This is a genomic window from Isoptericola sp. NPDC055881 (assembly GCF_053615895.1).
The window spans coordinates 25,412-42,110 of record NZ_JBSHCR010000040.1; the positions used below are offsets into that span (position 1 = coordinate 25,412).

Sequence of the window (16,699 nt, forward strand, 5' to 3'; positions counted from 1 at the left end):
TCAGAGCATCTCCTTGGGGTCGACCTGCACGCGCACGCTGCCGCCCTCGCGGCGGGCGGAGCGCACCGCCAGGGAAGCACGCAGCTGGGTGGCGAGGTCGGCGCCCTGGGCGAGGGGGACGCGCAGCACGGTGCGCACCTGGGGTTCGAGGGTGTTGCCGCGGCGGGGGTCCGGGGCGTCGGGCAGCTCGACGGGACCGAGGACGGTGTCGGGGCCGGCGAGGGCGACCCGGCTGACGAGGGCGTCGACGGCGCCGCGGTCGCCGGTGACGGCGGCGACGCGGACGGCGGGCGGTAGGGCGAGCTCGCGGCGCTCGGTGAGCTCCCGGTCCGCGAGGCCTGCGGGGTCGTAGCGCACGAGCGCGCCGGTCGGGGTGGGGGCGGCGTCGCCGACGAGGAGGACCTGTCCCCCGGCGTGGGCGGGGTGGACGAGCGCTGCCGCGGCGAGCCAGCGGTGCACGGCCTCGGTGGCGGTGGCGAGGCCGGTGCCGGCGGTGGAGACGGCGGCGTCCAGGAGGAGGGCGGCGGCGTAGCCGCCGTCGGCGACGGGCTCGGCCCCGGGGGTGGCGACGACGAGCGCCGCCTCGGGACCGACCCGGTCCAGCACGCCCGTGGGCGCGTTGGAGGCGGACACCCGCACGGTGGTGCCCGGGAACGCGCGGCCGAGCTCCTCGGCGGTCCGGTCGGAGCCGACCCGTACCGCCCGCACGCGGGTGTCGCCGCACTCGTCGCAGCGCCAGCCGCCGGCGAGGCGGCCGCACCAGGAGCACTGTGGCGCGGACCCGTGGCGGGGCATGCCGAGGGGGCCGTGGCACGCGGCGCAGCGGGCGGCCGTGCGGCAGCGCGCGCACGCGACGACGGGCAGGTAGCCGGTGCGGGGCACCTGCACGAGGACGGGGCCGCGCGTGAGGCCGTCACGGGCAGCGCGCCACGCGGCGGTGGGGAGGCGGGCGACGGCGCCCGGTCCCTCGGCGGCGAGCTCGACGGACGTCAGGGCCCGGACGCGGGGGGCGCGGGCCCGCAGGACGTCACGGGGGGCGGCGATCTCGCGCGCCCAGCCGGAGGCCAGGAGGGCCTGCGCCTGGACGGTGCGGCCTGGCGACGCGAGCAGGTACGCAGCGTCCTCGAGGTCGCTGCGCAGCGCGAGCACGTCGCGGGCGTGGGGGTAGGGCGCGTGCGGCTCGGCGAGGGTGTCCTCCCCGTCGCCCCACAGCACCACGAGCCCGAGATCGGGCACGGGGGCGAACATCGCGGCCCGGGTCCCGACCACGACGTCCGCCAGCCCGTGCCGTGCGCGCAGGAACGCGCGGTAGCGGGGAGCGGGCCCGTCGTCGGCCAGGAGCCGGACCACGTCGCCGATCCCCTCGGCGGTCAGGGCCGCGACGGTGCGCTCCACGTCGCGGGCGTCCGGGAGGACGACCAGGACCCGGCGTCCGCCCGCGACGGTGGCCCGTGCCGCCTGCGCCACGGCGGCGGCCCAGTGCGGCACGTGCGCGGGCCCGTCGCCCGAGGGGGGCGCGAGGCCCGGCAGAGGGGTCCAGACGGCTCGTGGCGCCTCCCCGGCCAGCAGGTGCCGGCAGAAGGCCTCCCCGCCCCGGTAGGACGCCCACGCGGTCGTCGGGCCCGCCACGACGGGGGTCGCGGGCGCCGGTACCGCGACGGTCGCGCCAGGGAGGCCGCCCGCACCGTCCACGCCAGCGGCCCCGCCCGCCTCGTCCGCCTCCCCTGCCTCCTCCGCCTCCTCCGCCTCGTCCGGCGGGTGCGCGAGGTCCGCCGGGCCAGCGGCCGGCTCCGCAGACGCGCGCCCCGCCGCGAGCCCGGCGAGCACCTCCTTCTCGACCCGGGCGTGCCGCGGCGGCACGGCGAGTCGCAGCACGTCCGCCAGGGTGCCGGCATACCGGTCGGCGACCGCCCGGGCCAGACGCAGCACCGGCTCCGACAGCACCGGGTCCCCCGACACCACGCGGCGCAGCGGCACGAGACGGCCCTCGTGGTCCGACGTCTCCCGACGCTCGACGACGTAGCCCGCCACCTCCTGGGGCCCGAACCGGGCCCGCACGCGCACGCCGGGCCGGGCGTCGTCCGCCATGGGCGCGGGCACGAGGTAGTCGTAGGGGCGGTCCAGGTGGGCAGGCTGCAGGTCGAGCACGACGCGGGCCACCGGGAGCTCCGCGGCGACGGGTGTCACGCCCAGCGCCGCCCTGCCCCCGCCCTTGCCTGCCTTGCCACGCCTGCCGGGCTTGTCAGGCTGACCGCTGCCGTTCCCCCCTGAGGTGCGAGGGGCCGGGACGTCGTCGAGCCCGAGCAGCGCAGGCTGCTCGGGCTCGGGGGTGTCGCTCACGGGGTCATCCCATCACGCGCTGCCGACGCCGCGGGCGACGGAGCCCGGACGGGTGTCGCACGGCTGTCAGACGGCGGCGCGCAGGGCGTCCACGCGGTCGGTGCGCTCCCAGGTGAACCCGGGCAGGTCGCGGCCGAAGTGCCCGTAGGCGGCGGTGGCGGCGTACACCGGGCGCAGCAGGTCGAGGTCGCGGATGATCGCGGCCGGGCGCAGGTCGAAGACCGTGTCGATCGCGGCGGAGATGCGCTCCACCGGCACGGTCTCGGTCCCGAACGTCTCGACGTACAGCCCGACGGGGTGCGCCTTGCCGATCGCGTACGCGACCTGCACCTCGCACCGGCGTGCCAGCCCGGCCGCCACCACGTTCTTGGCCACCCAGCGCATCGCGTACGCCGCGGACCGGTCGACCTTCGACGGGTCCTTGCCGGAGAACGCGCCACCACCGTGCCGGGCCATGCCGCCATAGGTGTCGACGATGATCTTGCGGCCCGTCAGCCCCGCGTCGCCCTGCGGGCCACCCACCACGAACTTGCCCGTGGGGTTGACGATGAGGCGCGCGCCCGCCGTCTCGATGCCGGTCTCCGCGGCCACCTGAGCGAGCACGGGGGCAATCACCCGGTCGGCCACCTCGCGCTGCAGCTTCTCCTGCACGATGTCCGCGTCGTGCTGCGTGGACAGCACCACGGTGTCGACCCGCACCGGCCGGTCGCCGTCGTACGCGATCGTCACCTGCGTCTTGCCGTCGGGGCGCAGCCCGGGCAGCTCCCCCGACCGGCGGACGGCGGCGAGCCGCTCCGCCAGGCGGTGCGACGTCCAGATGGGCAGCGGCATCAGTGCCGGCGTCTCGTCGGAGGCGTAGCCGAACATCAGGCCCTGGTCACCCGCACCCTGCGCGTCGAGGGGGTCGTGGTCGTGGCCCGGGCCCGAGGAGTCGTCCCGCTCCTCGAGGCTCTTGTCGACGCCCTGCGCGATGTCCGGGGACTGCTGCCCGATGGACACCGACACCCCGCACGAGTCGCCGTCGAAGCCGATCGCCGACGAGGTGTAGCCGATACGCCGCACCACCTCGCGCACGATCTGCGGGATCTCGACGTACGCGTCCGTGGTGACCTCGCCCGCCACGTGCACCAGGCCCGTGGTCACCATGGTCTCCACGGCCACGCGCGAGTGCGGGTCCTGGGCGAGCAACGCGTCCAGGATCGCGTCGGAGATCTGGTCGCACACCTTGTCCGGGTGTCCCTCGGTCACGGACTCGGACGTGAAGAGGCGCAGCGCATCGGTCATGCCGCACAGCCTACGGGCACCGGACCCTCCGCCAGGGCTACCCCAGCGCCCGACATCTCACATCGCGGGAAGATCTCAGATGCTGGGCAAGGCCTTCATCACGGTGTCCCAGATCGCGTCGGCGACCTCACGCTTCGACCCGGACGCCTCGGCCACCGCCTCGCCGTGCCCGTCGAGGATCGTCACCTCGTTCGTGGCCGCGCCGAACCCCCGACCGCCGCCCACCGCGTTCACCGCGAGGAGGTCGGCACCCTTGCGGCGTGCCTTGCTCCGGCCGTGCTCGAGGACCGAGCCGTCCGCGTCGCCCGTCTCGGCCGCGAACCCGACCACGAGCTGACCCGGCCGCAGCCGGTCCCGCGCGAGCTCGGCGAGCACGTCCGGGTTCTCGACGAGGGAGATCGGCGCAGGGCCGGAACCGGGGACCTTCTTGATCTTGGCGGAGGGCACCTCCGCGGGGCGGAAGTCCGCGACGGCCGCGGCCATCACGACGACGTCGGCGTCCTCGGCACCGGCCCGGACGGCGTCGCGCAGCTCGGCCGTGGTCTCCACCGGGACGACCACCACCCCGGCCGCACGGGCGGCGGCGGTCACGTCGTCGTCGAGGTTCGCCGCGACCAGCGTCACCGCGGCGCCGCGGGCGCGAGCCGCCTCGGCGAGCGCGGCGCCCTGGCGGCCGCTGGAGCGGTTGCCGATGAACCGCACCGGGTCGATGGGCTCCCGGGTGCCCCCGGCGGACACGACGACGCGACGGCCCGCGAGGTCGCCCGCGCCGGCCCGAGGCACCGCGGCGCCGGGCGTCGGCACCGACTGCAGGGCGACACGGGCGATCTCCTCGGGCTCCGGGAGGCGCCCAGGCCCGGTGTCCGCGCCCGTGAGGCGGCCGCTGGCCGGGTCGATCACGACGACGCCCCGCGCGCGCAGGGTGGCGACGTTCGCCTGCGTGGCAGGGTGCTCCCACATCTCGGTGTGCATGGCGGGCGCCATCACGACCGGGCAGCGTGCGGTGAGCAGCGTCGAGGTCAGGAGGTCGTCCGCACGCCCGGCCGCGGCCCGCGCCAGCAGGTCCGCCGTGGCAGGGGCCACGACCACGAGGTCGGCGCCCTGCCCGAGCGCGACGTGCGGCACGTGCGCGACGTCCTCGAACACCTCACCGGTCACGGGCTCGCCCGACAGCGCCTCGAACGTCGGCGCACCCACGAAACGAAGGGCCGACGCGGTCGGGATGACCCGGACCGCGTGGCCCTCCTCCCGCAGCAGCCGCAGCAGCAGCACCGCCTTGTACGCGGCGATGCCGCCGCTGACGCCCAGCAGGATCCTCATCGCGGACTACCCCGTCGCGACCGTCGTCGACCGGCGGCGCGCGTCAGAAGGTGATCTCGTCGCCAGGCTCGGCGACGGGCTCCGCAGCGCCCTCGGGCTTCTCCTCGACCGGGGTCGAGACGAGCAGGCCCTCGTTGATCTCGCGCATCGCGATGGAGAGCGGCTTCTCCTGGTTGCGGGTCTCGACCAGCGGGCCCACGTTCTCCAGCAGGCCCTCGTTGAGCTGCGAGTAGTAGGCGTTGATCTGACGGGCGCGCTGCGACGCGTACAGCACCAGGCCGTACTTCGAGTCGGTGCGCTCGAGCAGCTCGTCGATGGGCGGGTCGGTGATGCCGATGGGCTGGGCCACGGTTCCGGCCATGGGTCACACTCCAGACAGTTCAGGGACGGGCGGGGTTCAGCGGTCCATCCTACCCGCGATCACCGCGTGACCTGTGGCGCCGCCGACGTCACGCCCATCACGCGCGCCAGCTCGTCGGTGGCGTGCGTGACGTCGTCGTTGACGATCGTCACGTCGAACTCCGCCTCCGCGGCCAGCTCGGTCCGTGCGGTGCGCAACCGGCGCTCACGCTCCTCCGCGTCCTCGGTCCCACGCCCGACGAGGCGGCGCACCAGCTCGTCGAAGCTCGGCGGCGACAGGAACACGAAGTGCGCCTCCGGCATCGACTCGCGCACCTGCCGCGCCCCCTGCAGGTCGATCTCCAGGAGCGTCGGCACGCCCGCCGCCAGGTGCTGCTCGACCGGCCCCCGAGGGGTGCCGTACCGGTTGCGGCCGTGCACGACGGCCCACTCGAGCATCTGCCCCTCGGCGACCATCCGGTCGAACTCCTCGGGCGAGACGAAGAGATAGTGCACGCCGTGCACCTCCCCCGGGCGCGGCGGACGTGTCGTCGCCGACACCGACAGCCACACCTGGGGGTAGCGCGCGCGGATGTCTGCCGAGACCGTGCCCTTGCCCACGGCGGTGGGCCCGGCGAGCACGGTCAGGCGAGCCGGCGTCGCTCCTGCGTGCGCGGTGCCGGGAGCGGCCTCGGGAACAGGCTGGGAGGCCTGGTGCGGTGCCGGACTGCCGGCGGGTGGTGCGGAAATGTCAGCCAAACCTCTCGATGAGCGCCGAAGCCTGGTGCGGCCCGAGGCCACGGACCCGGCGGGTCTCGGCGATCCCGATCTCCTCCATGATCGCCCGGGCCTTCACCTTACCGACCCCGGGCAGCGACTCGAGCAGCGAGACGACCTTGAGCTTGCCCACGACGTCGTCCTTCTGCCCCCGCTCGATCACGTCCTTGAGGGAGCCCTGGGAGTACTTCAACCGGTTCTTGATCTCGGCACGGACGCGCCGAGCCTCGGCCGCCTTCTCGAGGGCCGCTGCACGCTGTTCCGGGGTGAGAGGGGGGAGAGCCACGCAAGTCACCTACTCTGTCGAGCCGCTGATGAGGGAACTGCTCCATCGAAAGTAGCCACGACCTGCGAAGGCGGCAATCCGTAGAGGGTCCCGTCCCGCCCGCCGACCGGGAGGAAAGCGGCATACGGGTCAGGATATCTCCGCAGGTGGCGTGCTCGGGAGGAATTCGGTCGTCACAGGCGCACGCCGCCCCCTACCGTCACACCCATGCCGACCGATCCCGTACCGTCCGGCGGGCCCGTCGCCCCGCGCCCCGACGACCCCCGCGACGGGTGGTTCCCCGAGAGCGTCGCGGCCGCCTACGACGCCTCCGCCGACGCCGAGTTCGACGCCGGCGTCGTCGAGCGCACCGTGGACGTCCTCGCGCGGCTCGCGGGCGACGGCGCGGCCCTCGAGCTCGCCGTCGGCACCGGCCGGGTCGCCGCTCCCCTCGCGCTGCGAGGCGTGCCCGTGCACGGCATCGAGCTGTCCCGTGCGATGGCCGCACGCGTCGTGGACAAGCCCGGCGGGGACCGGGTCGCCGTGACCGTCGGGGACATGACCCGAGCCCGGGTGCCGGGCGAGTACGCCCTCGCCTACCTCGTGTTCAACACGATCGGGAACGTCACCACGCAGGACGGCCAGGTGGACTGCTTCCGGAACGCGGCCGCCCACCTGCGGCCCGGAGGCCACTTCGTCGTCGAGGTCGGCGTCCCGCCCCTGCGCCGCATGCCGCCCGGCCAGGACACCGTGCCCTTCGCCGTCGCGCCCGACGACGACGGCGGGTACGTGGGCTTCGACCGGATCGACACCGCCACGCAGCAGTTCACGTCGAACCACGTGCGGGTCGGACCGGCGGGCACGGGCCGGTTCCGGTCGATCCCCTTCCGGTACGTCTGGCCGGCCGAGCTCGACCTCATGGCACGGATCGCGGGGATGCGGCTCGTCAGCCGCTGGGAGGACTGGGACGGCACGCCGTTCACCGCCGAGAGCGAGCGGCACGTGTCCGTCTGGCGGCTCGACGCGCCGTCCTGACGACGACGGCACGACGACGGCCAGGGCCGCACCCGAGGAGGTGCGGCCCTGGCCGTCGGTGCGTGAGCGGGCGTCAGCCGCGCAAGGCCGCCCGTGCGTCGTCGACCGCGGTGGCTGCCGCGGCACGCAGCCCCTCCGGGTCGGGTCCGGCGGCGAGCACGCCCCGGGAGGAGGACGCCAGCACGTGCCGGCGCGCGGGGCCGAAGGCCGTGGCGAGCTCGCGCGCCCCTGCCCCCTGCGCACCCACCCCGGGCGCGAGCAGCGGGCCGTGGACCGCCACGAGGTCGGTCCCGGTCTCCCGGGCGGCGTCCCCGACGGTGGCACCGACGACGAGCCCGACCGAACCCATCGGCAGCCCCTCGGCCACCGCGCCGGAGTTGAGCACCGCGGCCTGCGCCGCGATCGAGGCGGCGACGCTCACCCCGTCCGGGCCGACGGCGTGCTGCACCTCGTGGCCCTCCTTGTTCGAGGTGAGGCACAGCACGAAGATCCCGCGGCCCGTACGGGCGGCCAGCTCGGCCGCCGGCGCGAGCGAGCCGAACCCCAGGTACGGCGACACCGTGACGGCGTCCCCGGCCAGGGGCGAGCCGTCCGCCAGGAACGCGTCCGCGTACGCGGCCATGGTCGAGCCGATGTCCCCGCGCTTGGCGTCGACGATCGTCAGGGTGTCCACGGCACGCGCCGCGGCGATCACGTCCTCCAGCGCGGCGACGCCGGCAGACCCGTGCCGTTCGAAGAACGCGGCCTGCGGCTTGAACGCCGCCACGCGCCCGCCGAGGGCGTCGACCACCCGGAGCCCGAACTCCCGGACCCCCGCGGCGTCGTCGCCCAGACCCCAGGCGTCGAGCAGGGAGGCGTGCGGGTCGATGCCCACGCACAGCGGCCCGTGGGCGTCCATCGCCGCCGCGAGACGCGCGCCGAACGGCGCGGTGGCCGCGGTCACGCCGGCACCCCCGCCACGACGTCCTCGCCCGCGAGCCGAGCCACCGTGGCGGCCGTGTGCTCCTGCAGGCTGGCGACGTCGAACGGGCCGCCGCGGACCGCCTCGATCCCCTGCACCGCCGCGGCGAGCTGGTCCACGGTGGTGATCATCGGCTTGTCCGCCGCGGTCGTGGCCGCGCGGATCTCGTAGCCGTCGGCGCGCGCGCCCTGGCCCGACGGCGAGTTCACCACGAGGTCCACCTCGCCGTCGCTGATCAGGTCGACGATCGTCGGCTCGCCGTCGGCCCCGCGGCCGTCGGAGAACTTGCGCACCACCGTGCTGCCGATGCCGTTGCGGCGCAGCACCTGGGCGGTGCCGGAGGTCGCCAGCACCTCGAAGCCCAGCTCCGCGAGGCGCTTGACCGGGAACACGATCGAGCGCTTGTCGCGGTCCGCGACCGACACGAACACCCGGCCGGCGGTGGGCAGACCACCGAACGCCGCGGCCTGCGACTTCGCGAAGGCGTGGGGGAAGTCCTTGTCGAAGCCCATGACCTCGCCCGTGGAGCGCATCTCCGGGCCGAGCACCGTGTCGACGACCTGGCCCTCGGCGGTGCGGAACCGCTTGAACGGCAGGACCGCCTCCTTGACGGCCAGCGGGGCACCCAGGTCCAGCGTGCCGCCGTCGCCCTCGGCGGGCAGCACGCCCTCGGCCCGCAGGCTCGCGATCGACTCGCCGACCATCACCCGCGCCGCGGCCTTGGCGAGCGACGTGCCCGTGGCCTTCGAGACGAAGGGCACGGTGCGCGACGCGCGCGGGTTCGCCTCGAGCACGTACAGCACGTCGGACACCAGCGCGTACTGCACGTTGAGCAGGCCGCGCACCCCGACGCCCCGGGCGATCGCCTCGGTCGACCGGCGGATCCGCTCGATCTCGGAGGTCGACAGCGACACCGGCGGCAGCACGCAGGCGGAGTCGCCCGAGTGGATGCCGGCCTCCTCGATGTGCTCCATGACGCCACCGAGGAACATCTCCTCGCCGTCGAACAGGGCGTCGACGTCGATCTCCATCGCGTCGTCCAGGAAGCGGTCGATCAGCAGCGGCGCGGGCAGCAGACCACCCGCCGTGCGCTCGTCCGCGGCGGCGGCCGCCAGCGCCCGCTCGACGTACTCCGTCAGCTGCTCGACCGAGTACACGATCTCCATGCCGCGCCCGCCCAGCACGTACGAGGGGCGCACGAGGACCGGGTAGCCGATGGTCTCGGCGACCTCGCGGGCCTGACCCAGCGACCGCGCGGTGCCGAACGCCGGGGCGGGCAGGCCGGCGTCCAGCAGGACCTGACCGAAGATGCCGCGGTCCTCCGCGGCGTCGATCGCCTCGGGCGAGGTGCCGAGGATCGGCACGCCGGCGTCGGCGAGACGCTGCGCGAGGGCGAGCGGCGTCTGGCCGCCGAGCTGCACGATGACACCCTTGACGGGGCCTGCGGCGAGCTCGGCCTCGTACACCTCGAGGACGTCCTCGAACGTGAGGGGCTCGAAGTAGAGGCGGTCCGAGGTGTCGTAGTCGGTCGAGACCGTCTCCGGGTTGCAGTTGACCATGATGGTCTCGTAGCGCTCCGAGAGGGTCAGGGCGGCGTGCACGCACGAGTAGTCGAACTCGATGCCCTGCCCGATCCGGTTCGGACCGGAGCCCAGGATGATGACGGCCTCGCGCTCGCGAGGGGCCACCTCGGTCTCCTCGTCGTAGGACGAGTAGTGGTAGGGCGTGCGCGCGGCGAACTCGGCGGCGCAGGTGTCGACCGTCTTGTACACCGGCCGCACCCCGAGGGCGCGACGCACCTCGCGGACCGTGGCCTCCCCCGACGCTCCCATGCCGCGCAGGCGGGCGACCTGCACGTCGGACAGGCCGTGACGCTTGGCGCGGCGCAGCACCTCCTCGGTGAGGGTGGTGCTGGCCGCGACCTCCGCCGCGACCTCGTTCATCAGCAGGATCTGGTCGAGGAACCAGGGGTCGATCTTGGTGGCGTCGAACACGGCCTCGAGGGTCGTGTGCCCGGCGACGACGGCGCGCAGCGCCTGCTGCACGCCGACCATGCGGTGCTCGGTGGGCCGGCGGATCTCGGCGAGGAGCTGGTCGAGGTCGGCGCCGGAGGGCGCGTGGCCGTCCCAGTGGAACGCGACCCCGCCCTTGTCGATGGAGCGCAGGGCCTTGCCGAGGGCCTCGGTGAAGTTGCGCCCGAGGGCCATCGCCTCGCCGACCGACTTCATGGTGGTGGTCAGCGTCGGGTCGGCGGCGGGGAACTTCTCGAACGCGAACCGAGGCACCTTGACGACCACGTAGTCGAGCGTGGGCTCGAAGCTGGCCGGCGTGACGCGCGTGATGTCGTTCGGGATCTCGTCGAGCGTGTAGCCGACGGCGAGCTTGGCCGCGATCTTCGCGATCGGGAAGCCGGTGGCCTTCGAGGCCAGGGCGGAGGACCGCGACACGCGCGGGTTCATCTCGATGACGATGATGCGCCCGGTCTCGGGGTCGACGGCGAACTGGATGTTGCAGCCCCCGGTGTCGACGCCGACCTCACGGATGACGGCGATGCCGATGTCGCGCAGCTTCTGGTACTCGCGGTCGGTGAGCGTCATCGCGGGGGCGACGGTCACCGAGTCGCCGGTGTGCACGCCGACGGGGTCGACGTTCTCGATCGAGCAGACGACCACGACGTTGTCGTCCTTGTCGCGCATGAGCTCGAGCTCGTACTCCTTCCAGCCGAGGATGGACTCCTCGAGGAGCACCTCGGTGGTCGGCGAGTAGTGCAGGCCCTGGCCGACGATGCGGCGCAGCTCGGTCTCGTCGTACGCGAACCCGGAGCCCAGGCCGCCCATCGTGAACGACGGGCGGACGACCATGGGGTAGCCGAGGTCGCCGGCGGCGGCCACCGCCTCATCGACGGTGTGCACGATGACGGAGCGGGCGGACTCGCCGCCGCACTTGGCGACGACGTCCTTGAACTGCTGGCGGTCCTCGCCCTTCTGGATGGCGGGGATGTTGGCGCCGATGAGCTCGACGTCGTACTGCTCGAGGACGCCGGCCTCGTCGAGGGCGATCGCGGCGTTGAGCGCCGTCTGCCCGCCGAGGGTGGGCAGCAGCGCGTCGGGGCGCTCCTTGGCGATGATGGAGGTGAGGACCTCGGTGGTGATCGGCTCGACGTAGGTGGCGTCGGCGAACTCCGGGTCGGTCATGATCGTCGCGGGGTTCGAGTTCACGAGGACGACGCGCAGGCCCTCCTCCTTGAGCACGCGGCAGGCCTGGGTGCCCGAGTAGTCGAACTCGCAGGCCTGGCCGATGACGATCGGGCCGGAGCCGATGACCAGGACGGAGGAGAGGTCGGAACGGCGGGGCATCAGTTCTCCTTCAGTGCGGCCAGCGTGGCGGCGGGGACGGTCACGGGCCGACGCGTGGTCATGAGCTCCACGAAGCGGTCGAAGAGGTAGGCGCTGTCGTGCGGTCCGGCAGCGGCCTCGGGGTGGTACTGGACGGAGAAGGCGGGCACGTCGAGCGCGGTGAGCCCCTCGACCACCTGGTCGTTGAGTCCCACGTGCGAGACGATCACGCGGCCGTAGGTGCGACCGTCGGTGCGCTCCGCGTCGTGCGGGGCGGTGCTCACGGCGTCGACGGGCGCGTCCACGGCGAACCCGTGGTTGTGCGCCGTGACCTCGACCTTGCTGGTCGTGCGGTCCATGACGGGCTGGTTGATGCCGCGGTGGCCGTACCCGAGCTTGTAGGTGCCGTAGCCGAGGGCGCGGCCCAGCAGCTGGTTGCCGAAGCAGATGCCGAAGAACGGGATGCCCCGGTCCAGGACGTCGCGCAGCAGCTCGATCTCGTGGGTGGCCGACGACGGGTCGCCCGGGCCGTTGGAGAAGAACACGCCGGCGGGCGACCCGTCGGCGGGCAGCAGCGCCTCGACGTCCGCGATCGTCGCGGACTGCGGCACCACGTGCACGCGCACGCCACGCTCGGCCAGGCGGGCGGGCGTCATCGCCTTGATGCCCAGGTCGACGGCGACGACGGTCGCGACCGGGGACCGGCCCGCGAACTCGCCGGCCGGCTCGACGACGTACGCCTCGCGGGTCGTGACCTCGGGGGCGAGGTTGGCGCCGGCCATCGCCGGCGAGGCCTGCACCTCGGCGACGAGCTCGGCGACCGGGCGCTCGATCCTCGCGCCGCCGACCCCCTCGCGCACGAGGGCGTCGCCGGAGAAGACACCGGCGCGCATGACGCCGAGCTCGCGCAGGTGGCGGGTGAGCTTGCGGGTGTCGACGTCGCTGATCCCGACGACGCCCTGGGCGGCGAGCTCGTCCTCCAGGGACCGGTCCGCGCGCCAGGACGACACCCGGCGGGCGGGGTCGCGCAGGACGTACCCGGAGACCCAGATCTTGCCGGACTCCGGGTCCTCGTCGTTGATGCCGGTGTTCCCCACGTGCGGGGCCGTCATCACGACGATCTGCCGGTGGTAGGACGGGTCGGTGAGGGTCTCCTGGTACCCGGTCATGCCGGTGGAGAAGACGATCTCGCCGAAGGTGGCGCCCCGGGCGCCGTAGGCACGTCCGCGGGCGACGGTGCCGTCCTCGAGCACGAGGAGGGCCGCGTGTGCCGCGCCGGCCGTGTCAGGGCTCGTCGTGGGGCTGGTGAGGGAGCTGGTGGTCACTGCTCGTCCTTCGGTGCGGGGGCGGAGGTCATGAGGTGGCGCACGGCGTCGACCAGGCGGGAGCGGTCGGGCTCGTGGCGCGTGCGCAGGCCGGTGTCCAGGGCGACCGCGGGCACGCCGTCGGCGGCCGGGTCCTCCCAGGTGACGACGACCAGGCCGTCGGCGCCGACGTACTTGCCGGCCATGCCGGGGGCGAGCCCGACGCCGCGCAGCGCGGCGACCGGGGCGAACACGTCGGGAGCGCCGTCGCGCTCGATCAGCACGCCGGCGTCGTGCACGGAGACGTGCGCGACGGAGCGGTCGCCGAGGTGGTGCGCGCCGACGCGGGCGAGCCAGTCGCCCGCGAGGGTGGAGGACACGTACGTGGCCTCGAGCGGCCCCAGCCGCAGCGTGCCGAGGTCTTCGGGGGCGACGGGGGGCACGGGGACGGTGTCGCGGGTGCGGGCCGCGAGGCGTCGCCGCCCGGTGAGGACCACCAGGAGCAGCAGGACGCCGACGACGACCCAGATCCCGACGGCGACGGGCAGGGGGAGGTTCATCGCGCCCCTCCCCGACCACCGGCGCCGACGGGGGCCACGGGTGCTCCGTCCAGCACGGTCGCGCGCCCGCGCAGGAAGGTCGCCACGACGCGGCCGGGCAGGTCGCGCCCCGCGAAGGGCGTGTTGCCGCTCGCGGTGGCCTGGGCCGCGCCGTCGACGGTGCGGGTCGCGGCCGGGTCCACCAGGGTGAGGTTCGCCGGCTCGCCCACGGCAATCGGGCGTCCTTGGGTGGTGTCGATCCGCCCGATGCGAGCCGGGTTGGCGGACAGCACGCGCGCGACGTCGGCCCAGGTCATCCGGCCCGTGTCGACCATGGTGGCCTGGACGACCGACAGCGCGGTCTCCAGTCCCGTCATCCCGAACGCGGCGGCACCCCACTCGCAGTCCTTGTCCTCGCGGGTGTGCGGGGCGTGGTCGGTCGCGACGATGTCGATCGTGCCGTCGGCCAGGCCGGCGCGCACCGCCTCGACGTCCGCGGCCGTGCGCAGCGGCGGGTTCACCTTGTAGGTCGGGTCGTAGCTGCGCGCGAGGTCGTCCGTGAGGATGAGGTGGTGCGGCGTGACCTCGGCGGTGACGTCGATCCCGCGGCCCTTGGCCCACCGGACGATCTCGACCGAGCCCGCCGTCGACAGGTGGCACACGTGCAGGCGCGACCCGACGTGCTCGGCGAGCAGCACGTCGCGGGCGATGATCGCCTCCTCCGCCACGGCCGGCCAGCCGGCCAGGCCGATCTCGGCGGACACGACGCCCTCGTTCATCTGGGCGCCCTCGGTGAGGCGGGGCTCCTGGGCGTGCTGCGCGACGACGCCGCCGAACGACTTGACGTACTCCAGCGCGCGGCGCATGAGGATCGGGTCGTGCACGCACTTGCCGTCGTCCGAGAAGACGCGGACGCGCGCGGCCGAGTCGGCCATCGCGCCCAGCTCCGCGAGGCGCTCGCCGCCGAGACCGACGGTCACCGCGCCGACGGGGTGCACGTCGACCCAGCCGGCCTCCTGGCCCAGCCGCCAGACCTGCTCGACGACGCCCGCGGTGTCGGCGACCGGCGACGTGTTCGCCATCGCGTGCACGGCGGTGAAGCCGCCCGCCGCAGCGGCGCGGGTGCCCGACGCCACCGTCTCGGCGTCCTCGCGTCCCGGCTCGCGCAGGTGCGTGTGCAGGTCGACCAGGCCGGGGAGCAGCACGTGGCCGTCGGCGGCGATCTCCACGACGTCGGCGCCCTCGGGCACGACGGCCGTCCCGGGAGCCGCGACCTGGGTGATCACGCCGTCGGACAGGACGACGTCCGCGGCGTCGCCGCCGAGGGGTCGCGCTCCGCGCAGCACGTAGGTGGTGGTCACAGGGCGGTCCCTTCGGTGGCGGACGAGGTGGAGCCGGACAGCAGGAGGTACAGGGCGGCCATGCGCACGGCGACCCCGTTGGCGACCTGCTCGACGATCACGGCGCGCTCGGAGTCCGCCGCCTCGGCGGAGATCTCCAGGCCGCGGTTCATCGGACCGGGGTGCATGACGATCGAGTGCGCCGGCAGCAGCGCCGTGCGGCGGGCGTCGAGCCCGAAGTAGCGCGTGTACTCCAGCGGGCTCGGGAAGAACGCGCCCGCGCCGCCCGACATCCGCTCGCGCTGCACCCGCAGCATCATCACGGCGTCGGGCTGCCAGTCGGCGAGCGTGGTGTCCAGGTCGTACGAGGTGCGGCACGGCCACGTCTCGACCCCGACGGGCAGCAGCGTGGGCGGCGCGACCAGGGTCACCTCGGCACCCAGGGTCCGCAGCAGCCGCACGTTGGCGCGCGCGACGCGCGAGTGGAGGACGTCGCCCACGATCGCGACCTTGAGGCCCGCCAGGTCCGCGCCGACGCCGTCGTCGCCGCCACGCCGCAGCCCACCGCCGCGCCCCGCGAGGTGGCGGCGGATCGTGTAGGCGTCCAGCAGCGCCTGCGTGGGGTGCATGTGCGTGCCGTCGCCGGCGTTGAGCACGGCGGCGTCGAGCCAGCCGGCGTGGGCCAGCTGGTACGGAGCGCCGGAGGCCCAGTGCCGCACCACGACGGCGTCGGCCCCCATCGCGTGCAGGGTGAGCGCCGTGTCCTTGAGGGACTCCCCCTTGGAGACGCTGGACCCCTTGGCGGAGAAGTTGATAACGTCCGCGGACAGCCGCTTGGCCGCCGTCTCGAACGAGATCCGGGTGCGGGTGGAGTCCTCGAAGAACAGGTTCACGACGGTGCGACCACGCAGCGTCGGGAGCTTCTTGATCTCGCGCGACTGGGTCGCGGCCATCTGCGCCGCGGTGTCCAGGAGCTCGATCGCCTCGTCCTTGGCGAGGTCCGCGGTCGAGAGCAGGTGCCTCATCGGACGCTCCCCTCGGCCGGCCCGTCCGGTGAGACGACGTCGGCGCCGGGCTCGCGCCCGCTGATCACCACGGCGTCCGTGCCGTCCACCTCGGCCAGGAGCACGCGCACGCGCTCGGTCTGGGCCGTGGGGAGGTTCTTGCCCACGAAGTCGGGCCGGATGGGCAGCTCGCGGTGCCCCCGGTCGACGAGGCAGGCGAGCCGCACGGCCTGCGGGCGGCCCAGGTCGCCGATGGCGTCGAGCGCCGCACGGATCGTGCGTCCGGAGAACAGGACGTCGTCGACCAGCACCACCGTCTTGCCCTCGATTCCCGCGCCGGGCAGCCGGGTGACCCCGACGGCGCGGGTGGGCTGGCGGCGCAGGTCGTCGCGGTACATCGTGACGTCGAGCTCGCCGAGGTCGTTCTCCGGGTCGAACGCCGGGTCGATGCTCGCGAGCCGCTGCGCGAGGCGGGCGGCGAGGGTGACGCCACGGGTCGGGATGCCGAGCAGGACCACGTCCTGGGCGCCCTTGGCGCGTTCGACGATCTCGTGCGCGATCCGGGTCAGGGCGCGGGCGACGTCGCTCGCGCCGAGCACCACGGTCCCCTCGGGGACGTCGGGCTGGTCGGGTGTTCCGGGCATGCCGGTGCCAGTAGCCACTGGCGACCTCCTTCTCCGCCTCACGGGACGGTGTTAAAGGGTGTCGTTCTGACGCCGTCCACCATATCCCGTCCACCCCGCGCGGCCCGGGGACGTGCCCACGATGCGGGCGCGGCGTGCGTCACACGCCGCCAGGCCGACAGGCCCGGAACGCCGAACAGGCGGTTGCGCACGTATTCGGGCCCGAATACGTG

At 74.4% G+C, this 16,699-nt stretch carries 14 protein-coding genes; 1 reads left to right on the top strand and 13 read right to left on the bottom strand.

All coding sequences use genetic code 11. The features are described 5' to 3' along the window. From ACWGKI_RS13230 to mihF, 6 genes are all read right to left on the bottom strand, one after another. On the bottom strand, positions 1–2,340 hold the full coding sequence (locus ACWGKI_RS13230; RefSeq protein WP_452187569.1) for a primosomal protein N': 2,340 nt from the start codon (positions 2,338–2,340) through the stop codon (positions 1–3). A 66-nt stretch (positions 2,341–2,406) separates the two neighbouring features. Further along, positions 2,407–3,624 (bottom strand): methionine adenosyltransferase, encoded by a 1,218-nt coding sequence (gene metK / locus ACWGKI_RS13235; protein WP_380245394.1) that lies wholly within the window; start codon positions 3,622–3,624, stop codon positions 2,407–2,409. Between the two features lie 75 nt (positions 3,625–3,699). Continuing rightward, positions 3,700–4,944, bottom strand: coding sequence for a bifunctional phosphopantothenoylcysteine decarboxylase/phosphopantothenate--cysteine ligase CoaBC (gene coaBC / locus ACWGKI_RS13240; RefSeq protein WP_452187572.1), 1,245 nt, complete (start codon positions 4,942–4,944; stop codon positions 3,700–3,702). Between the two features lie 43 nt (positions 4,945–4,987). Next, entirely contained in the window at positions 4,988–5,305 is a 318-nt protein-coding gene (gene rpoZ / locus ACWGKI_RS13245; RefSeq protein ID WP_380245396.1) for a DNA-directed RNA polymerase subunit omega, read from the bottom strand. A 59-nt stretch (positions 5,306–5,364) separates the two neighbouring features. Continuing rightward, complete coding sequence (gmk, locus tag ACWGKI_RS13250; protein WP_452187583.1) at positions 5,365–5,931, bottom strand: guanylate kinase; 567 nt, start codon at positions 5,929–5,931, stop codon at positions 5,365–5,367. A 103-nt stretch (positions 5,932–6,034) separates the two neighbouring features. Beyond that, complete coding sequence (mihF, locus tag ACWGKI_RS13255; RefSeq protein WP_380245398.1) at positions 6,035–6,346, bottom strand: integration host factor, actinobacterial type; 312 nt, start codon at positions 6,344–6,346, stop codon at positions 6,035–6,037. 207 nt (positions 6,347–6,553) lie between these two features. Between mihF and ACWGKI_RS13260 the strand changes: the two genes are divergently transcribed. Beyond that, complete coding sequence (locus tag ACWGKI_RS13260; protein WP_380245399.1) at positions 6,554–7,360, top strand: class I SAM-dependent DNA methyltransferase; 807 nt, start codon at positions 6,554–6,556, stop codon at positions 7,358–7,360. Positions 7,361–7,433: 73 nt separating this feature from the next. Here ACWGKI_RS13260 and pyrF read toward each other — a convergent pair whose 3' ends face one another. The 7 genes from pyrF to pyrR are packed head-to-tail and all read right to left on the bottom strand — an operon-like array spanning position 7,434 to position 16,487. After that, a complete protein-coding gene (gene pyrF / locus ACWGKI_RS13265) occupies positions 7,434–8,303 on the bottom strand; it encodes an orotidine-5'-phosphate decarboxylase (RefSeq protein ID WP_452187574.1) in 870 nt (289 codons plus the stop codon). Further along, positions 8,300–11,677: a carbamoyl-phosphate synthase large subunit gene (gene carB, locus ACWGKI_RS13270; RefSeq protein ID WP_452187576.1), complete on the bottom strand. Its 3,378-nt coding sequence runs from the start codon at positions 11,675–11,677 to the stop codon at positions 8,300–8,302. The genes pyrF and carB overlap by 4 nt, the downstream gene beginning before the upstream one ends. After that, on the bottom strand, positions 11,677–12,981 hold the full coding sequence (gene carA, locus ACWGKI_RS13275; RefSeq protein ID WP_452187578.1) for a glutamine-hydrolyzing carbamoyl-phosphate synthase small subunit: 1,305 nt from the start codon (positions 12,979–12,981) through the stop codon (positions 11,677–11,679). The genes carB and carA overlap by 1 nt, the downstream gene beginning before the upstream one ends. Beyond that, the gene (locus ACWGKI_RS13280) at positions 12,978–13,520 is read right to left on the bottom strand and encodes a PH-like domain-containing protein (protein ID WP_380244902.1); all 543 of its coding nucleotides are present in this window, start codon (positions 13,518–13,520) and stop codon (positions 12,978–12,980) included. The genes carA and ACWGKI_RS13280 overlap by 4 nt, the downstream gene beginning before the upstream one ends. Next, positions 13,517–14,860 carry a dihydroorotase gene (locus tag ACWGKI_RS13285; RefSeq protein ID WP_452187580.1) on the bottom strand — a complete coding sequence of 448 codons (1,344 nt, stop codon included), beginning with the start codon at positions 14,858–14,860 and terminating at the stop codon, positions 13,517–13,519. Before ACWGKI_RS13285 ends, ACWGKI_RS13280 begins: the two co-directional genes overlap by 4 nt. Beyond that, positions 14,857–15,864 (bottom strand): aspartate carbamoyltransferase catalytic subunit, encoded by a 1,008-nt coding sequence (locus ACWGKI_RS13290; protein WP_380244904.1) that lies wholly within the window; start codon positions 15,862–15,864, stop codon positions 14,857–14,859. The genes ACWGKI_RS13285 and ACWGKI_RS13290 overlap by 4 nt, the downstream gene beginning before the upstream one ends. Then, positions 15,861–16,487 carry a bifunctional pyr operon transcriptional regulator/uracil phosphoribosyltransferase PyrR gene (pyrR, locus tag ACWGKI_RS13295; protein ID WP_380244906.1) on the bottom strand — a complete coding sequence of 209 codons (627 nt, stop codon included), beginning with the start codon at positions 16,485–16,487 and terminating at the stop codon, positions 15,861–15,863. Before pyrR ends, ACWGKI_RS13290 begins: the two co-directional genes overlap by 4 nt. Between the last annotated feature and the right edge of the window lie 212 nt (positions 16,488–16,699).